13 protein-coding genes and 3 pseudogenes are annotated in these 15,055 nt (G+C 38.7%); 7 read left to right on the forward strand and 9 right to left on the reverse strand.

The genetic code is table 11. The features are described from left to right. Positions 1–58: 58 nt before the first annotated feature. Positions 59–724: a YtjB family periplasmic protein gene (locus AAC853_RS14910; RefSeq protein ID WP_338883317.1), complete on the forward strand. Its 666-nt coding sequence runs from the start codon at positions 59–61 to the stop codon at positions 722–724. Positions 725–726: 2 nt separating this feature from the next. Here the strand turns inward: AAC853_RS14910 and AAC853_RS14915 are convergent, their stop codons facing one another. After that, complete coding sequence (locus AAC853_RS14915) at positions 727–1,044, reverse strand: hypothetical protein (protein ID WP_338883316.1); 318 nt, start codon at positions 1,042–1,044, stop codon at positions 727–729. A gap of 851 nt (positions 1,045–1,895) precedes the next feature. Here AAC853_RS14915 and AAC853_RS14920 point away from each other — a divergent pair. After that, positions 1,896–3,018 (forward strand): annotated as a pseudogene (locus AAC853_RS14920) (ISAs1 family transposase). Positions 3,019–3,737: 719 nt separating this feature from the next. Here the strand turns inward: AAC853_RS14920 and dkgA are convergent. The 3 genes from dkgA to metC all read right to left on the reverse strand — a co-directional run bounded on the left by dkgA (position 3,738) and on the right by metC (position 6,859). Then, positions 3,738–4,568 carry a 2,5-didehydrogluconate reductase DkgA gene (dkgA, locus tag AAC853_RS14925; protein ID WP_338883315.1) on the reverse strand — a complete coding sequence of 277 codons (831 nt, stop codon included), beginning with the start codon at positions 4,566–4,568 and terminating at the stop codon, positions 3,738–3,740. A 259-nt stretch (positions 4,569–4,827) separates the two neighbouring features. Continuing rightward, positions 4,828–5,499: a DedA family protein gene (locus AAC853_RS14930; RefSeq protein ID WP_338883313.1), complete on the reverse strand. Its 672-nt coding sequence runs from the start codon at positions 5,497–5,499 to the stop codon at positions 4,828–4,830. A 166-nt stretch (positions 5,500–5,665) separates the two neighbouring features. After that, a complete protein-coding gene (gene metC, locus AAC853_RS14935) occupies positions 5,666–6,859 on the reverse strand; it encodes a cystathionine beta-lyase (RefSeq protein ID WP_338883311.1) in 1,194 nt (397 codons plus the stop codon). A gap of 567 nt (positions 6,860–7,426) precedes the next feature. Between metC and exbB the strand changes: the two genes are divergently transcribed. Then, complete coding sequence (gene exbB, locus AAC853_RS14940; protein ID WP_338883309.1) at positions 7,427–8,410, forward strand: tonB-system energizer ExbB; 984 nt, start codon at positions 7,427–7,429, stop codon at positions 8,408–8,410. Positions 8,411–8,416: 6 nt separating this feature from the next. Beyond that, positions 8,417–8,842, forward strand: coding sequence for a TonB system transport protein ExbD (gene exbD / locus AAC853_RS14945; protein ID WP_338883308.1), 426 nt, complete (start codon positions 8,417–8,419; stop codon positions 8,840–8,842). Positions 8,843–8,969: 127 nt separating this feature from the next. Here the strand turns inward: exbD and AAC853_RS17910 are convergent, their stop codons facing one another. After that, positions 8,970–9,197: an HPr family phosphocarrier protein gene (locus tag AAC853_RS17910; RefSeq protein ID WP_422824228.1), complete on the reverse strand. Its 228-nt coding sequence runs from the start codon at positions 9,195–9,197 to the stop codon at positions 8,970–8,972. Positions 9,198–9,474: 277 nt separating this feature from the next. Here AAC853_RS17910 and AAC853_RS14950 point away from each other — a divergent pair, with 277 nt between their 5' ends. Beyond that, complete coding sequence (locus tag AAC853_RS14950) at positions 9,475–10,131, forward strand: SGNH/GDSL hydrolase family protein (protein ID WP_338883307.1); 657 nt, start codon at positions 9,475–9,477, stop codon at positions 10,129–10,131. 12 nt (positions 10,132–10,143) lie between these two features. Further along, positions 10,144–11,187, forward strand: coding sequence for an acyltransferase (locus AAC853_RS14955; RefSeq protein WP_340615009.1), 1,044 nt, complete (start codon positions 10,144–10,146; stop codon positions 11,185–11,187). A gap of 101 nt (positions 11,188–11,288) precedes the next feature. Here AAC853_RS14955 and nadS read toward each other — a convergent pair whose 3' ends face one another. Further along, positions 11,289–11,585: a NadS family protein gene (gene nadS / locus AAC853_RS14960; RefSeq protein ID WP_338883304.1), complete on the reverse strand. Its 297-nt coding sequence runs from the start codon at positions 11,583–11,585 to the stop codon at positions 11,289–11,291. A gap of 50 nt (positions 11,586–11,635) precedes the next feature. Next, positions 11,636–11,903, reverse strand: a pseudogene (locus tag AAC853_RS14965) (type II toxin-antitoxin system RelE/ParE family toxin). Positions 11,904–12,353: 450 nt separating this feature from the next. On the opposite strand from AAC853_RS14965, the pseudogene AAC853_RS17915 reads away from it, so the two are divergent. Then, positions 12,354–12,458, forward strand: a pseudogene (locus tag AAC853_RS17915) (CcdB family protein); the annotation flags it as partial. 305 nt (positions 12,459–12,763) lie between these two features. Here AAC853_RS17915 and AAC853_RS14970 read toward each other — a convergent pair. Together AAC853_RS14970 and AAC853_RS14975 are read right to left on the reverse strand one after the other, a co-directional pair. Further along, on the reverse strand, positions 12,764–13,612 hold the full coding sequence (locus AAC853_RS14970; RefSeq protein WP_340615010.1) for a Thoeris anti-defense Tad2 family protein: 849 nt from the start codon (positions 13,610–13,612) through the stop codon (positions 12,764–12,766). A gap of 440 nt (positions 13,613–14,052) precedes the next feature. Next, positions 14,053–14,817, reverse strand: coding sequence for a Thoeris anti-defense Tad2 family protein (locus tag AAC853_RS14975; RefSeq protein WP_340615011.1), 765 nt, complete (start codon positions 14,815–14,817; stop codon positions 14,053–14,055). Positions 14,818–15,055: the final 238 nt, after the last annotated feature.

Below are 15,055 nucleotides of genomic sequence, written 5' to 3' on the forward strand. Positions count from 1 at the left end.
TATCCTATCATTACTGCATCTGGCAACATGTGCTTTCTAAGTATGGGATGAGATAATCATGATAAAAGCAAAGCTAAAAGTTAGACTGCACAAGACGGCGATTATATTAATATGTATAGCACTGTTAGTACTGCTGATGCAGGGTGTTTCCTATTTCAGCCGTTCTCAACAACAAGCGCATATGGATCAATTTGAAGATCTGGCGAAAACATTGGCAAAACAGGTCGCATTCAGCTTGTCTGATTATATGGATAATGGTAGCAAAGATCTTAATAATAAAAAGATTGTTGCTAGCTTAGATTACTTGACTCGCAACAGTCGCATTTTGGATGCCAGTGTCTATTTGGAGAATGGCACACAGATAGCACGAAGTGGTGAACCGGTTTCTGTTCGTGAACGATTATCGTTGGAAGGCAAAAAATCCAGTGGTTATTTCAACCAACAAATTGTTGTGCCGATACCAGGAAAAAATCATCCAAAAGGTTTCCTTCGCCTGACACTGGATACGCATCGATTGGCAACTGAGGCTAAACAGGTCGATAACACAACTAACTTACTTAGAGTAATGCTCCTGTTATCTTTGGCTATTGGATTTATTTTGGCTCATAACTTGCTGAAATTGTATCCTAGTCGCTGGCAACAATCCCCTTATCTGCTGACTGCCAATACTAGACCTTCTGATGAAGCGGATAGTAAAGAGCAAGGTGATGATCCCCAACGGTAACATTACGGTTGGGGATCGTGCTGATGATTTTCCTCATTATCAATATCCTTTCCATAGTACCGCTTGAAACAAATGGAATAGAGTATGCCGTGTAGAAGCGCAATCATTACTGCGCCGTAAAACACAATCGGCTGGTTGGAAACATTAATATGTACAATCGGAATATTGTTAAAACGAAAGACATACATATGAAAGGCCATAGCTACGATTGCAAGTAAGATCCCCGCTGCATTATGGTGGATCCGGCGTGACAACAGGAAGCGCTTTAAGATGAAGAAAAAAGGGATAAGCATTAATAAAGAAATAACTATGTAAACCATTATCATTTCCTTAAGTTTTTATTCGGAACGTTGATGTAAATAGATAGATTGAACGCTGTCATAAACATGTAGCATGTTTCAATTATCTGTCTAATATGCCAGTTATTTAGCGTTGTGAAGTAAGTCTATAACATGGTTTATATATAAATAGTAAACATAGTTATTATTAATATTTTTAATTTAATTGATAAATTATAGTGTTTTATGGGAAGAATACTATTCAGGTTCTTATGGCCTAAGTCTGGCTGAAAAACGGAGTTCAGGCCCCTGTTTTCTCGCCGTAAACCTTCGCCCAATTGGATAGGGATATAAGTATAAAATTCAAGATCGAGATCACATTTTTAATGTTATATCACGTTACATATCATTAGATTTACGATCTCTTTCTCACTACAGACATAATGTATAAAAATACGCTTTACTGGCATGACTCAATAGAATAAAAACATGTCTAAAAATAATAGAAAACTTGAAGGACATGATATGAGAAAAATGGATAACCTGGAGTTTAACGTATTAAAATCTCAGGAAAAATCCTTTTCTCTTCTTATCCTGAAATTACTCTTTTTCTAGAGTGAATTAGATCGTAACAGTTGGTTTTTCTAAAGTAGTTATCACTAGCTTTGTTTCGATTTAATTATGAAAAAGACTCCAACCCAGGGAAAACAAAATATACGTCAGGTGGTATTGCTCGAAATATTGCACATAACATCACTATATGAAAAAACGATAGTTATTTGGTCTCTGTTTTTGATGACAGGGTGAGAGCGTGAATTTTTTGTTAACAAAATTTAGGGTTGACGGATAAGAAAAAACATCATCTCATCCTTCTTTTTTTAGGAAGTATTCTCATGAGCATCAATGCCTTTTCTCAATATTTCAGTACGTTAACAGACCCTCGCCAGTCGTCTAAATCAGTTATCCTTTGTTTGATATCCTTTTTCTGGCAATTACATCCATCATCGCCGGCGCGGAAGGATGGGAAGATATTGAAGATTTCGGCGAAACGTATCTGGACTGGTATCAAAAAAAATCACTTTTCCCGAATGGAATACCGGGACATGATTCTATCGCTCGACTTATTTCTCGTCTCAATCCTGTTGAGTTTCAGCACTGTTTTATCCAGTGGGTTCAAGGGATTAATGAACGTTCTGAAGGGGAAATTATCGCCATTGACGGGAAAACATTGCGGGGAACTTATCACGGCAAGGATCGGCAGTCGATGTAAGTGCGTTTGCCACCCAGAATGGCGTTGTGATGGGGCAATTGAAGACAGACAAAAAGTCCAATGAAATCACTGCGATCCCTAAATTACTCCGTTTGCTGGATATCAAAGGCTGCCTGATAACGATTGATGCGATGGGATGTCAAACGAAGATTGCGGAACAAATTGTGCAGCAAGAAGGTGACTATCTTCTGGCGGTGAAAGGCAATCAGGAAACGCTGTATCACGCCGTCAAGAAGGCGTTGTCTGCGCAAGTCTCAGCAGTGAGTCATGCCGAAAATATCACGATAGAACAAGGGCATGGTCGTATAGAAGCGCGTGAATATCATGTATTGTCTGCACAAGCGTTATCTCAACCATTTCCTGAATGGAAAAACTTAAAAAGCATCGGCGTAGCAATCGGGTATCGAATTAATAATAAAGGAAAAGAGTCGCTCGATTATCGTTATTACATCAGTTCAGCGGAGCTAAACACGGATAAATTTGCGACCGCTGTCAGGAGCCATTGGGGGATCGAAACACGATTACATTGGGTTCTTGATGTCACTATGGGAGAAGATGCTTGCCTTATCCATCGGGGAGAATCGGCTGAAATATTGGGATGTATGCGTCATATCAGTGTCAATATGTTGCGGGCAGAAACAACCAAAAAAGCGAGTATTCGCCGAAAACAACGGCTTGCGAGCATGGATATTAACTATCTGGACAAGGTATTAGTCGCAGGATTTACGGTATTGGGCAAGAAGTGAGCATTCACGCTCTTGCCCTGTTTTTGATGATGATTTATATGGAAAAAGTTCTTTAGGGATACCTGGTTAGCGGAGGTTGATGTTAGTCATTTTTACAGATTAAATAATGGAGGGAGATTGGCCTATCATTCAATAATTGATAATAATTGCGATTTACAAATTGCAACCGTTAGCAATATTATGGTTTTGGTGAAGCAATAATGGTAGGGTTAGTTCAGATAGATGAATAGGCATAGAACCTCAGTAAATAAAAATTATTGTCATTAGAGTTATCCAGTTAAATTAATTATAAAATAATATTTTTATATACGCATTAAACTTCAAGTCGCAATTTACAACACGATATGAAGTCTGATTTCTCCCGCGAAGCGGGGAGAAATCAGACGCATCTTGAAGTTAGATTGGTATATCCTATAAACGTTATAAAACATAAAAATAAAAAAGTCTTAGGTTATTTGGTTAAAGTCGGGTTAAAACCCGACAATTTTTTTGATATTTTTCCTGCATGACAAACATTATCTGCCCATCAAAAACAATATGGAAATACTTATGCTCAATGGGATGAAGTACTCCTACAGATGAGGAGGTAATAGGCTGCGAGCTTAAAACTGGCAAATTAAGCACCAGTATGGATTCAATGATTTTTGTCACTCTATTAACATAGGTATAGTTTGATCTGACTGCACAGGAACAAGCTTTATTGTTCCTGTGCAGTGTGGCTAGAATTGATTGTAATTATCGGGATTTGGGCCTATCCGCTTCCCAATATCCAGTTCAGCCATAGCTGTTAAGTCTTCTTTTTCCAGTCTGAAATCAAATACATCAAAATTTTCTTTAATACGGGAAGGCGTAATAGATTTAGGAATGGCAATCATGCCGCATTCAAGATGCCAACGAATCACAACTTGTGCTGGGGTTTTGCCGTATTTAAGTGCTAGACGTTCAACCAGTGGAGAATTAAAAACGCCTTTTCCACCCCGTGATAACGGACTCCAGGACTCGGTTGTAATGTGGTGGGTGGCATTCCATGAGTGAAGTTGTCGCTGTTGCAGCAAAGGGTGCAATTCAATTTGATTGATCACGGGAACGACACCTGTTTCCTGTATTATTTTTTGTAAGTGCTCGATATGAAAATTACATACTCCAATACTGTGGGTCAGGCCAGCTTCTTTCAGTTCAATCAGTTGCTTCCATGCATCAACATAATGATCCTGTTCAGGCATTGGCCATTGAATGAGATAGAGATCAACATAATCTAACTGTAGTTTATCTAGGCTTTCTTGTAGTGCTGCACGAGCATCCAGATGGCGATCATTCCAAAGTTTGGTGGTGATGAAAATTTCTTCACGTGGGATATCAGTTTCCTGCAAGGCTTTTCCCACACCATCTTCATTATGAAAAATTGCTGCTGTATCAATGGAGCGATAGCCGACTTCTAATGCGGTATGGATAGATTTAACAACCTGTTCATTACTCGCTTTCCAAACGCCAAGCCCCAATTGTGGCATGTGATTTTCATCAGCGAGTTTAATAATTGTTTGCTGACCCATTATTACCTCCTATTACGCCTAAACCTAATTTCGATGTGGGTTGGTTAATGAGGTTGTCCATCCCATGCAGGGGGCGTTATTCAGCACGTTAAATTTGAGCACAGCTTAAATAGTTAGCAGTAACAGTACCTGTTGGAATGGACTCTGGTTGTTCAATTATTGAGTTGATAATCCAGTAAGATGATAGTCAAGTAAATAGAAAATCAAGTAAATAGAAAAAATAGTGGTTTTTTGCGATCGTGTTAAGACGATAAGCCCGTTATTTTTTTTTCTTTGCTGCTCCTCTCTTATGACGGCAATACATCAGTACAGAAGCTGACAACCCACTGATCAACAGAATGATAGGCAAAATCACCAAAATATTCATGACCATATCTTGATGTGCCTTAACGAAAGGGATCTGGTTCAAGGCATAGCCAAAACCCACGATAATAATGACCCATAAAAAGCCACTTAACCAGTTAAAAAATTGAAAGCGTTTATTATTTAGTCCAGAAATACCGGCAAATGTAGGTAGAAGAGTGCGAACAAACGCTAAAAAGCGTCCGATAAGTAGGGCAGACAGACCGTGTTTAGAGAATAACGTATCGGCACGTTGGCGATATTGCAAAGGAAGTTGAGCCAACCAGTTTTTGACAATACGGGTATGGCCGAGCCAGCGCCCCTGTAAGTAACCCAGCCAACAACCCAGGCTTGCCGCGATAGTGAGTAGAACTACCGTGGGGATGAAACTCATGACACCTTTGGCAATTAAGGCACCGGAGAGCACCAGCAGAGTATCGCCGGGTAAAAAGGCGGCTGGCAGTAGCCCGTTCTCCAGCACTAACGTGACAAAGAGAACGCCATAAATCACCCAGATGACATCAGGGTTGGCAAGTTGGTTAAAATCATGATGCCAGAGTGCATGAACAATCTCGCTTAACGTTTCCATTATTTATCCTGTGACTTTTGCGAGTAAACATAATTAACAGACAGATCTACCCCAGTGTACCGCAAAATGATGAGATAGAGGGTGATTTGTTCCGCATCAGGGGAAACCACGGCTATCTGCAAATACGCAATAAAATAAAGAGATAGCCATAGTTTAAAGGTGAAAGTTAACGAGTTGCCAAACGAGCAAAACCTGCTTCCAGATCATCAATCAAGTCTTGTAGATTTTCCAGTCCAATATGGACGCGGAATAAAGTGCCAGTTTTTTTCGGCGAAGGATATTGACGCAGTTGTTGCAGCGTTTCTGGTTGAATGCCTAAAATCAATGACTCAAAACCTCCCCACGAAAAGGCCATCTTAAAATGATTCAGGTTATCGAGATAATCAGCAAATTGTTGGTGTGTAAGCTGGGTATTCAGGAGAAAAGAAAATAGCCCACAGGAGCCAGTAAAATCGCGTTGAAAGAATTGATGCCCTGGGCAAGAAGGTAGGGCAGGATGATAAACCTCGGCAACCTCCGGCCGCTGTGCAAGCCATTTGGCAATTTTTATACTGTTTTCTTCGTGTTGTTTTAAACGAATCGCTAACGTTCGCAGCCCTCGGTTTGCCATATACACTGTATCGGGATCGGCGATTTGTCCTAGCAGGTAAGATCCTTCTCTAAGCTGATCCCAACATCGTGCATTGGCGACAGCTGTACCCAGCATCCCGTCGGAATGACCAATAATATATTTGGTGGCGGATTGGATAGAAATATCGATGCCAAAATCCAGGGCTTTAAACAGTACGCCAGCCGCCCATGTATTATCAATGATAATCACAATCTCAGAATTGACTTGTCGAATAGCACGCACAATGGCAGGAATATCTTGTACTTCCATCGTCAGGGAGCCAGGTGATTCCAGAAAGATAACTTTGGTATTAGGCTGAATCAGCGAAGCAATATTTTCTCCGATCATGGGGTCAAAATAATCGGTGGAAACCCCCATTTTTTTTAGAACATGCTGGCAAAACTCCTGTGTAGGTTCATAGGCTGTTCCTGTCATTAAGACATGATCACCGGTTGCCACAAATGCCAAAATTGAATGGGCAATAGCTGCCGTACCGGAAGGATAAAGTGCACAGCCAGCCCCGCCTTCCAGCTCAGCCATCGCTGCCTGAAATGAAAAGTGAGTCAAAGTGCCACGGCGTCCATAAAATAATTCGCCCTTGGCGCGGTTCTTCAAAGCATGCTTTAAGTCTTCAACGGTATCAAAAATGACAGACGAAGTGCGTTGAATCAGTGGGTTAACGGCACTTTGCGTATATCTTTTTTGTCTCCCTGTATTAACCAATAAAGTTTCTAGTTCTTTTTCTGTCATGGCATCTTTCCCCAAGTTATTTCCTGCCTATACGCATTAAACTTCAAGTTGCCATTGACAACACGCTATGAAACCTGATTTCTCCCCGCAAGGCGGGGAGAAATCAAACGCATCTTGAAGTTAGATTGGTATATATCTAAATAGAATTGTTCAAATAATGATTAGCAAGTTAAAAGATTTGGGAGAGTTTTACCAAAGAGATTCGAGCAACTTGACGAAAATTCAAGGTGAGCTGGCATGGTCGATTAAGACTGATTAACGAAGCAATATCATTAAGTGGGACTTTTTTATTAAATAGTAATGATAATTACTATCAAATCGCCAAATGTCTGATATCATTTGTAGCGGACTTTTTCCTCTTCCGAGGTAAGAGGCCTGGATTAGGGTTCAAACGAGACCTGCATCTTCCTGAATTTACCTTGTAGTGCAGCTATCAAGCTGTGAGAGGGTGAAGATACAAGGTTGAAAGGTGAGCCATGACTCAGGACATATTAGGATTAGCAAGATGAGTAAACGTGATTCACTGCTAAGTAACAGAATCTATAAGAAAGAGAGTAAGGCTAACTGATGCGTAATTTGACAGCTTCTATTCTATTGGCACTCGGATTAACAAGTTCAGCATGGGCTGATACAACACCAGCCACGCCAGAAAATCAGGCTGCTGCTCAGGTAGCCGCTCCGGCAACACCAGTATCTTCCTCAGCTCCGCAAGCGGCTGAACCAACAACTGATGCACCATCAACCCCAGATGCGCAAACCGTGGCGGCTGATACCACAGAAAATGTAACGGTGACGACGGAAGAAACCGTTGTGGCACCCATTAAAGAAGTTTCTGGCAACCAGTCTGGTGGTTTTGCAACGGATCTGTCTGTTTGGGGCATGTACCAAAACGCAGATGCGGTAGTAAAAACGGTTATGGTGGGACTGGTGATCGCTTCTGTCATCACATGGGCGTTATTTTTCTCCAAAGGTACTGAACTCTTAATGGCTCGCCGTCGTTTGCGTAGAGAGCAATTGGCTTTGGTTGACGTTGCCAATCTGGATGAGGCAGTGAAAGTTGCAGCAGATTTTGGCAATCGCAGCGTCAGTCGCCTGTTGTTAAGTGAAGCACAGTCTGAGCGCACCCTGTCTGTTGACAGTATTGACAAGGTTGGAACTAAAGAGCGAACTTCTTTCCGTATGGAACGTGCTGTCGCAGCAATTAGCCGTCATATGGGGCGTGGTAACGGTTATCTGGCGACCATTGGTGCAATTTCTCCGTTTGTGGGGCTGTTTGGTACTGTTTGGGGGATTATGAACAGTTTCATCGGCATCGCTCATTCACAAACGACTAACCTGGCCGTTGTTGCACCAGGGATTGCGGAAGCACTGTTAGCGACCGCATTGGGGCTGGTGGCAGCAATCCCTGCGGTTGTGATTTATAACGTCTTTGCTCGCGTTATTTCATCATATCGTGGTCAGGTGGGTGACATGGCCGCTAAGGCAATCCTGTTGCTGGGGCGTGATCTTGATCTGGCTGAAAGCAAAACAGAAAAAGCAGAAGCAAGGTAATAAATTATGGCAATACGTCTTAATGAAGATTTGGACGATAGCGGCGAACTGCATGAAATTAACGTTACGCCGTTTATTGACGTGATGTTAGTACTGTTAATTATTTTCATGGTGGCAGCACCATTGGCAACGGTAGATATTAAAGTTGATTTACCGGCATCAACCGCTAAGCCGCAACCACGACCAGAAAAACCGGTATTTTTGACGGTAAAAGCAGATAAGCAGTTGTATGTGGGAGATCAAGCCATTGATCGTGATAACTTGTCTTTGGTACTGGATCAAACCACGCAATCCAACAAAGACACGACAATTTTCTTCCAGGCTGATAAAACCGTGGATTATGAAACCCTGATGAGCGTCATGGATTCTCTACGTAAAGCGGGTTATCTCAAAGTGGGATTAGTGGGGATGGAAGCAGTTTCCGCGCAATAACGTTTCTTGGATTACCTAAAATATGAACTGCCCGATTAACGATTCGGGCAGTTTTGGGGAAGCACCAATATTGTTTCTTTAAATATTTATTTAATTGAGTTGGGAATATTAGATTGGTATAGATAGCTCAGTTTGTTATATTACGAATAAACTCAATAACCGATTGTGCTATCTCCTTCTTATTGTCGCCTTCAACTCGAATAATCACTTCCATGCCACTTTTGATTCCCATTGACATCACTTTAAACATACTTTTTAGATTTGCGCTTTTATCTTCCCTGACAATTTCAATTTTGCCACTGTAAATTTTGACAAAATTTGAGCATAAGGCCGCATATGCAACCCGAAGGCGCAGTCACAATTTGCAATTTACAACACGCTATGAAACCTGATTTCTTCCCGCTTCGCGGAGAGAAATCAAACGCATCTTGAAGTTAGATTGGTATATACGAATCTCCAATAATATTTATAAATAATGACAAAATGATAGGTGACACACAATATTTTACGAATTTAACTGTTAATTTAATTTCTTTAATGCGGGCAAATACTGTGATGTGGTTATCTTTTCCTAAGAAGGATACCTCCAGGAACGCCCCGATTATCATTCCAGAACAAACAAAGGAAAAGAAATGTCTTATATTCAATCTCATTTGGCGGGGCAAGTTTGGTTCTCACTCGGCGACAGCATAACAGAAAGAGGGTGGTATCAACCCATCGTGACTGAAATATTAGGCTTAAAAGAATTTGTTAATTACGGTATTGGCGGGACATGTATAGCTCAAAAAGATAAAGATGATAGTTCTGCTATATGTTTAAGATATAAAGAAATGGGGAATAATCCAGACATCATTACTATATGGGGAGGGGTTAACGATTTTGGTTATGATTTTGGTTCTCATGGCGGGATAGAAATAGGTGACAGTAAAGATAAAACCTCATTAACATTTATTGGCGCCATGAATTTATTGCTGGCAGGAGTGACAAAACAATACCCATTATCACGGATAGGATTCATCATAACAACGCCTCTCTCAATACAAAGAGGAATGAACGAAAAAAATTTGAAAGGATACTATTTGTCTGATTATTGCCATGTTTGCAGGGAAGTTTGCGAAAAATATTCCATCCCGTATCTGGATTTATTGAAAAACTCCGGCTTTAATGAGGGAAATATCGATATCATGACGAGCAATAGCTTAGGTACTGTGTCCGATGGATTGCATCCATCAAAAATAGGTATGGCAAAAATAGCGCCTAAAATTGCAAATTTCATGTTATCAATTTAAAAGGGATTTTAAATGAGGATCCTAACTATAGATTTATTAAAGATAATGTCTATATTTTTCGTTGTCGTATCCCACGTCACATTGTTCTTTTTGTCACGCCATGATAATGACGTGATTTTATATTTGTATAGACAAGCAGGTCAGTTGGGTGTTTCGTTATTTTTTATGTGCAGTGGTTATTTTTTTCTGAATAACAAACATGAAAACCAAACAGCTTATGCAATTAATAAAGTAAAGAATATTCTCATTGTATTATTGTTTTGGTTGGTCTTTTATTATTGTTATGATAATTTCTTTATTAGTAAATTCACAATAATTCCTTCTGTCAGCTTTTTAAATTATGTTAACGTTAGCAATATTATATCCGATGCCACGCATTTATGGTTTTTATTTGCAATAATTGCTCTTTACATACTAACCCCATTAATACGAAGTTCATTTAATTTAGAGAATGCTAAGGGGCTTATAAAGATAATAATCATAATGTTTATTATTTCTAATTTTACTTTGTTGAATGCATTGACAGATTATAAATATCACTTTTCCATTGTGCCCTTTAATATTTTACTTCCATTCCAGGTTCAAGGGCTTCTTAGTTTTCTGATAGGTGGGTATATAGGACTGACTAATCCTACAATAAAAACTTTCTCCTTTAACCACATCACTCTGTTGGCGTTATCCATTATCTCGTTGATATTGTTATCATTCATCTCAGTCAGGACAGGAATGGCCTTCTTTTATGGGAAATTTTATAATGTTTTCCTTCAGGTGTCTTCCGTATGCTTATTTTTATTCTTGGTTAATTTAAATGTAAGTAAAATATCAAATATAACAAAAGATATAAACAAAAATATACTGGGGATATACCTCGTTCACAATATTTTTGTTGTTGAGATACATAATGAATTTATCCACGAGTTTTTGTTAAGGAAATTTTATTACGTAAATATATATATTTATATAATAGTGTATTCATTACTGGCTTTTTTCCTGTCATATATGCTGTGTGTTTTATTACGAAAATTTAAGATAACTTCGTCAATCATCACTGTTTAATGTGATGAATTGAAGGACGTATGTGATGGGGTAAAAACGCGCCGTTCCCGATGGAATACGGCGCCTTAGGGTACTCGATTTGGAGTAAAAGCCTTAAAGGGTCAAAGAGACTTTAACGTATCTACGATATTTGGATTTTTCTCTATCAAAAATAACATTTTTAGTGCCGTTCCTGATGGTATACGACGCTTTTGTTCCCAACTCCGAACCAACGAAACACTTGCTCCTATCATTTCCGCAAATTCGGATTGTTTCATGCCAAAATGTTTGCGAATAGATTTAACATTAGGAATAGCATAGCGGTGGGTATGCTCAGGTTTAGGGTGATATTCACCATTCTCGATCGCAACCATCTCCTCTACGCTACTAAGAAGATTATTAAATAAATTATTTTCCATAGAATTATCCTCGTTCTCGTTATAGATAGATTAACCGCTGAAGACGATGTTTATTTCATCTGTTGAATAGCATTTTTAAGTTGAGCCTTCTGTTCTTGTGTTAGGTCAGCTTGTACATTTTTAGGGTAAACTAGTAACAAATATATTCGCCCACTTAATGTCTTGACATAGTAGATGACCCTTATCCCACCACGTTTGCCCATCCCTTTACGACGCCAGCGAATTTTTTTTGCATCCACCAGTTTGACTAATCGTGTCACCACTCTCATAGTATTTCAGTAAGTAACTTTGGAGTTCTTGGAACTCATCATCTTCCATTAGTTCGATTCGTACCTTACTGAATGTGGTAATTTCGATAAATTCCAAATAATCCACGGTATCCTCTCTCCGTGCTGATAGTATAGTGGTACAGCGTACCACTTTCCAGTAAAAAAGTAATACATTGTACCACTTTTATTAATGGCTATTGATGATTATCACTAAAAATGCGTAGTAGGATATTTTCTTTAAAGCCTAAAGTTGATCAGGACTTAGCTAAAAGTCGCCAAACCCTCAGCAAGGTGTAGAGTAGTCACACTAACGTATACCGACAGCTTCATTGGTCGAGAAAGTATGGCTATGAATATCTTCATGATGAAAGCGGGAATGCTCTCAGAAGATGAATTTTTTGGGAGCTTGTAATGCCGCAATAATTTGACATATACCGTAACCCATCGACCAAAAAAACAGGTTTTGGTCGTATAATATTATTATTCAAAATGATTAACTATCACCTTCTTGGACACAAATAAAATCAATAAATCAGATTTTATTTGTAATATTACTTTATCAAGAAGTGAAATTATTTCAGCGCTTAATGCTATACCAATCTAACTTCAAGATGCGTGTGAATTTCTCCCCGCGAAGCGGGGAGAAATCAGGCTTCATATCGTGTTGTCAATTGCGACTTGAAGTTTAATGCGTATATATGACTAACACTGAATTCGGTTATGATTTTAACTATGTATTGATTAACACATTGAATATTATAAGACCAAACGAATAAAGATAAAATTAAAAGGCCTGAATACGGTGGAATACCGAAATCAAGCCTGGTCAACGAGTTAATCAAAGTGCCTAATTTTATGATATCACTTCACTAAGCATATACTTTGATTTAGAGTATCGATTTTGGTAAATTAATTATCACTCCACTTGAGACTAAAATGTTTGGTTTGGCCTATTTGTTGCTTCAATATGTTACCTAACTTGTATATATCAGAGTCTTCAGCGTATTCTGTGTAAACGACGCTACACGTATAATTGGCATTGTCTCCTAGTATACTACTAGGACTGTCAATCATAAGATTATAAGTTACATTATCAACAGTGACATAAAGAGTTTTATTAAGAAGTGCCATTACTTTCTGATAGCTATTCTGATTCGAGGATATATGCAAAGACAGTGAGGTAGGAATTATATTAGGAACTTTACCTCCCTTCTGAGTCCTACCCCTCCCATCCTTAAAAAGGAACTCCGAAATATGTTCAATATCTGTATTAGGTTTCAACCCAGTTAAAGAACCAATATTAGGTTGATTGTCACTTGTATAACCCCAATATTCTATATCATCCCCATTTTTAGCAGTCCCTAATGTGAGATCGAAAGACAGCATAATATCCTTTGAGCCACCTGAACCGCCTGAACCGCCTGAACCACCTGGCGTCGATTCCAGCAATTTCCAGTCACAAGCCACTAAATCTTCCGGCGTTGGTTTCCAAATTGCCCAAAATCCATCTTGATCGCTTTTCTCAATATAAGGATTTCCTTTATTATTGCTACCAGCCTCCATTTTATAGGCAAGACGCATGTATTCTTCAGGCGCATTCCAGCCACTGCGATGTACTTGTTTTCCTAAATACACTTGAATCAGTGCCCACGGACAAGTACCAACGGGTGTTACATTATCAACCTGAACTTTGTATTGAGTAGGGTCTAATGAGCATTGTTGATCAGCATTACTTTCTAGCTTCTTTACTTCAGACATAATTTCCTCACTTATTAATCATTAAAGTAAAAGGTCATTTCATCCTACTGCTAAATCGCCAGTTAATGTTACTTAAGTTAAATTTAATCTCAATAGGATGCCGTCATATAGCTATTAATTCGCATTAATATTTGGTGTTTTATTATAAAATATGTCTTCACTCTGAGTGAATGATCTGCTGGAGGGTAAATTCAAAATTTGCTGCTGATCTTTTTTTATTAGATGGATAACGCATAATTATAATATGTGTATTAATATAAATTAATAGTAATTTTAAAATTAAACTCTAACAAAGTTCTAGTATAATTTTTAACAATATTATTTTCATTTAAATACGAAATGTTTACAATCAATTTTTTTATAAATCCCCACCCTTATTATAGAAAAATAAAAAGGCCATGCCAGAAGCATAGCCTTAGATTCAGAGTATATCTGGGGAGTTAATTATCACTCCATTTGAAGCAAAAGTGCTTGGTTTGGCCTGTCTGCTTTAATATATCACTTAATTCTTTGTTAATAAAAGTAATCTCTATACCATAGCCACCGAGCAAAGCAGCCCCGCCGGTCTCTGGGTTGCCAATATCAAAGCTTGTGCCATCAACAGTGAGAACCAATCTTTTATTAAGCAATTCCCCTGCTTTCGAAAAATCATTGTCATTATGATTAGAGGAGACATATATTGTTATGAGTTCAAAGAGTCTTGAATAACTAAACTGTAGAACATTTCCAATACCTGTATCAGTTGTTTGCAACTCAGTTAAAGTACCAAAAGCTTGTTCACCAAGTTGCACTTCCCCGTTGGCAGATAAGTACCCCCAATTTTGGTTAGTCTCATCATATGTATTAGTCCCTAATTTGAGATTGAAAGACAACATGCAGTTAACTGGTTCTGGTTTAACGTTATCCGATTTCAGCAATTTCCAGTCACAAGCCATCAGATCCTCCTGTGTTGGTGTCCAATGAGACCAATAACCATTTTTATCACTTTTCTCAATATAAGCAGCTCCATCATCGGAACTGCCAACCTCCGATTTGTGGGCAAGACGCATGTGTTCTATGGGAGCATTCCAGCCATTACGATGTACTTGTTTCCCTAAATACACTAAGCTAAGCGCCCAAGCGGAAGTACCGGCTGGTACAGTAATATTGTCATAACCAATATCATATTGGTCACGATTAAATGGACATTGTGTATTTTCAGACATAATTTCCTCACTTATTAATCAATAAAGTAAAAGGTCATTTCATCCTACTGCTAAATTGCCAGTCAATATTACTTAAATTAAATTTAATCTCAATGAGATGTAGGAAAAAAGGAATTAATTCGCATTAATATCTGGTATTTTATTATAATATTTATTTATTCGACGAGAGCATGATCTACTGGGGTGTAAATTCAACGTTTTCTACTGATATTGGTTATTGAATGGATTATGAATAATT

The organism is Xenorhabdus thailandensis, assembly GCF_037996785.1.
Taxonomy (GTDB): Bacteria; Pseudomonadota; Gammaproteobacteria; order Enterobacterales; family Enterobacteriaceae; genus Xenorhabdus; species Xenorhabdus griffiniae.

What these genes read in the sequence shown, in the direction of transcription:
- AAC853_RS14910 (WP_338883317.1), top strand. Translation starts at nt 59, where the DNA reads ATGATAAAAGCAAAGCTAAAAGTTAGACTGCACAAGACGGCGATTATA.
- AAC853_RS14915 (WP_338883316.1), bottom strand. Translation starts at nt 1,044, where the DNA reads ATGGTTTACATAGTTATTTCTTTATTAATGCTTATCCCTTTTTTCTTC.
- dkgA (WP_338883315.1), bottom strand. Translation starts at nt 4,568, where the DNA reads ATGGGTCAGCAAACAATTATTAAACTCGCTGATGAAAATCACATGCCA.
- AAC853_RS14930 (WP_338883313.1), bottom strand. Translation starts at nt 5,499, where the DNA reads ATGGAAACGTTAAGCGAGATTGTTCATGCACTCTGGCATCATGATTTT.
- metC (WP_338883311.1), bottom strand. Translation starts at nt 6,859, where the DNA reads ATGACAGAAAAAGAACTAGAAACTTTATTGGTTAATACAGGGAGACAA.
- exbB (WP_338883309.1), top strand. Translation starts at nt 7,427, where the DNA reads ATGCGTAATTTGACAGCTTCTATTCTATTGGCACTCGGATTAACAAGT.
- exbD (WP_338883308.1), top strand. Translation starts at nt 8,417, where the DNA reads ATGGCAATACGTCTTAATGAAGATTTGGACGATAGCGGCGAACTGCAT.
- AAC853_RS14950 (WP_338883307.1), top strand. Translation starts at nt 9,475, where the DNA reads ATGTCTTATATTCAATCTCATTTGGCGGGGCAAGTTTGGTTCTCACTC.
- AAC853_RS14955 (WP_340615009.1), top strand. Translation starts at nt 10,144, where the DNA reads ATGAGGATCCTAACTATAGATTTATTAAAGATAATGTCTATATTTTTC.
- nadS (WP_338883304.1), bottom strand. Translation starts at nt 11,585, where the DNA reads ATGGAAAATAATTTATTTAATAATCTTCTTAGTAGCGTAGAGGAGATG.
- AAC853_RS14970 (WP_340615010.1), bottom strand. Translation starts at nt 13,612, where the DNA reads ATGTCTGAAGTAAAGAAGCTAGAAAGTAATGCTGATCAACAATGCTCA.
- AAC853_RS14975 (WP_340615011.1), bottom strand. Translation starts at nt 14,817, where the DNA reads ATGTCTGAAAATACACAATGTCCATTTAATCGTGACCAATATGATATT.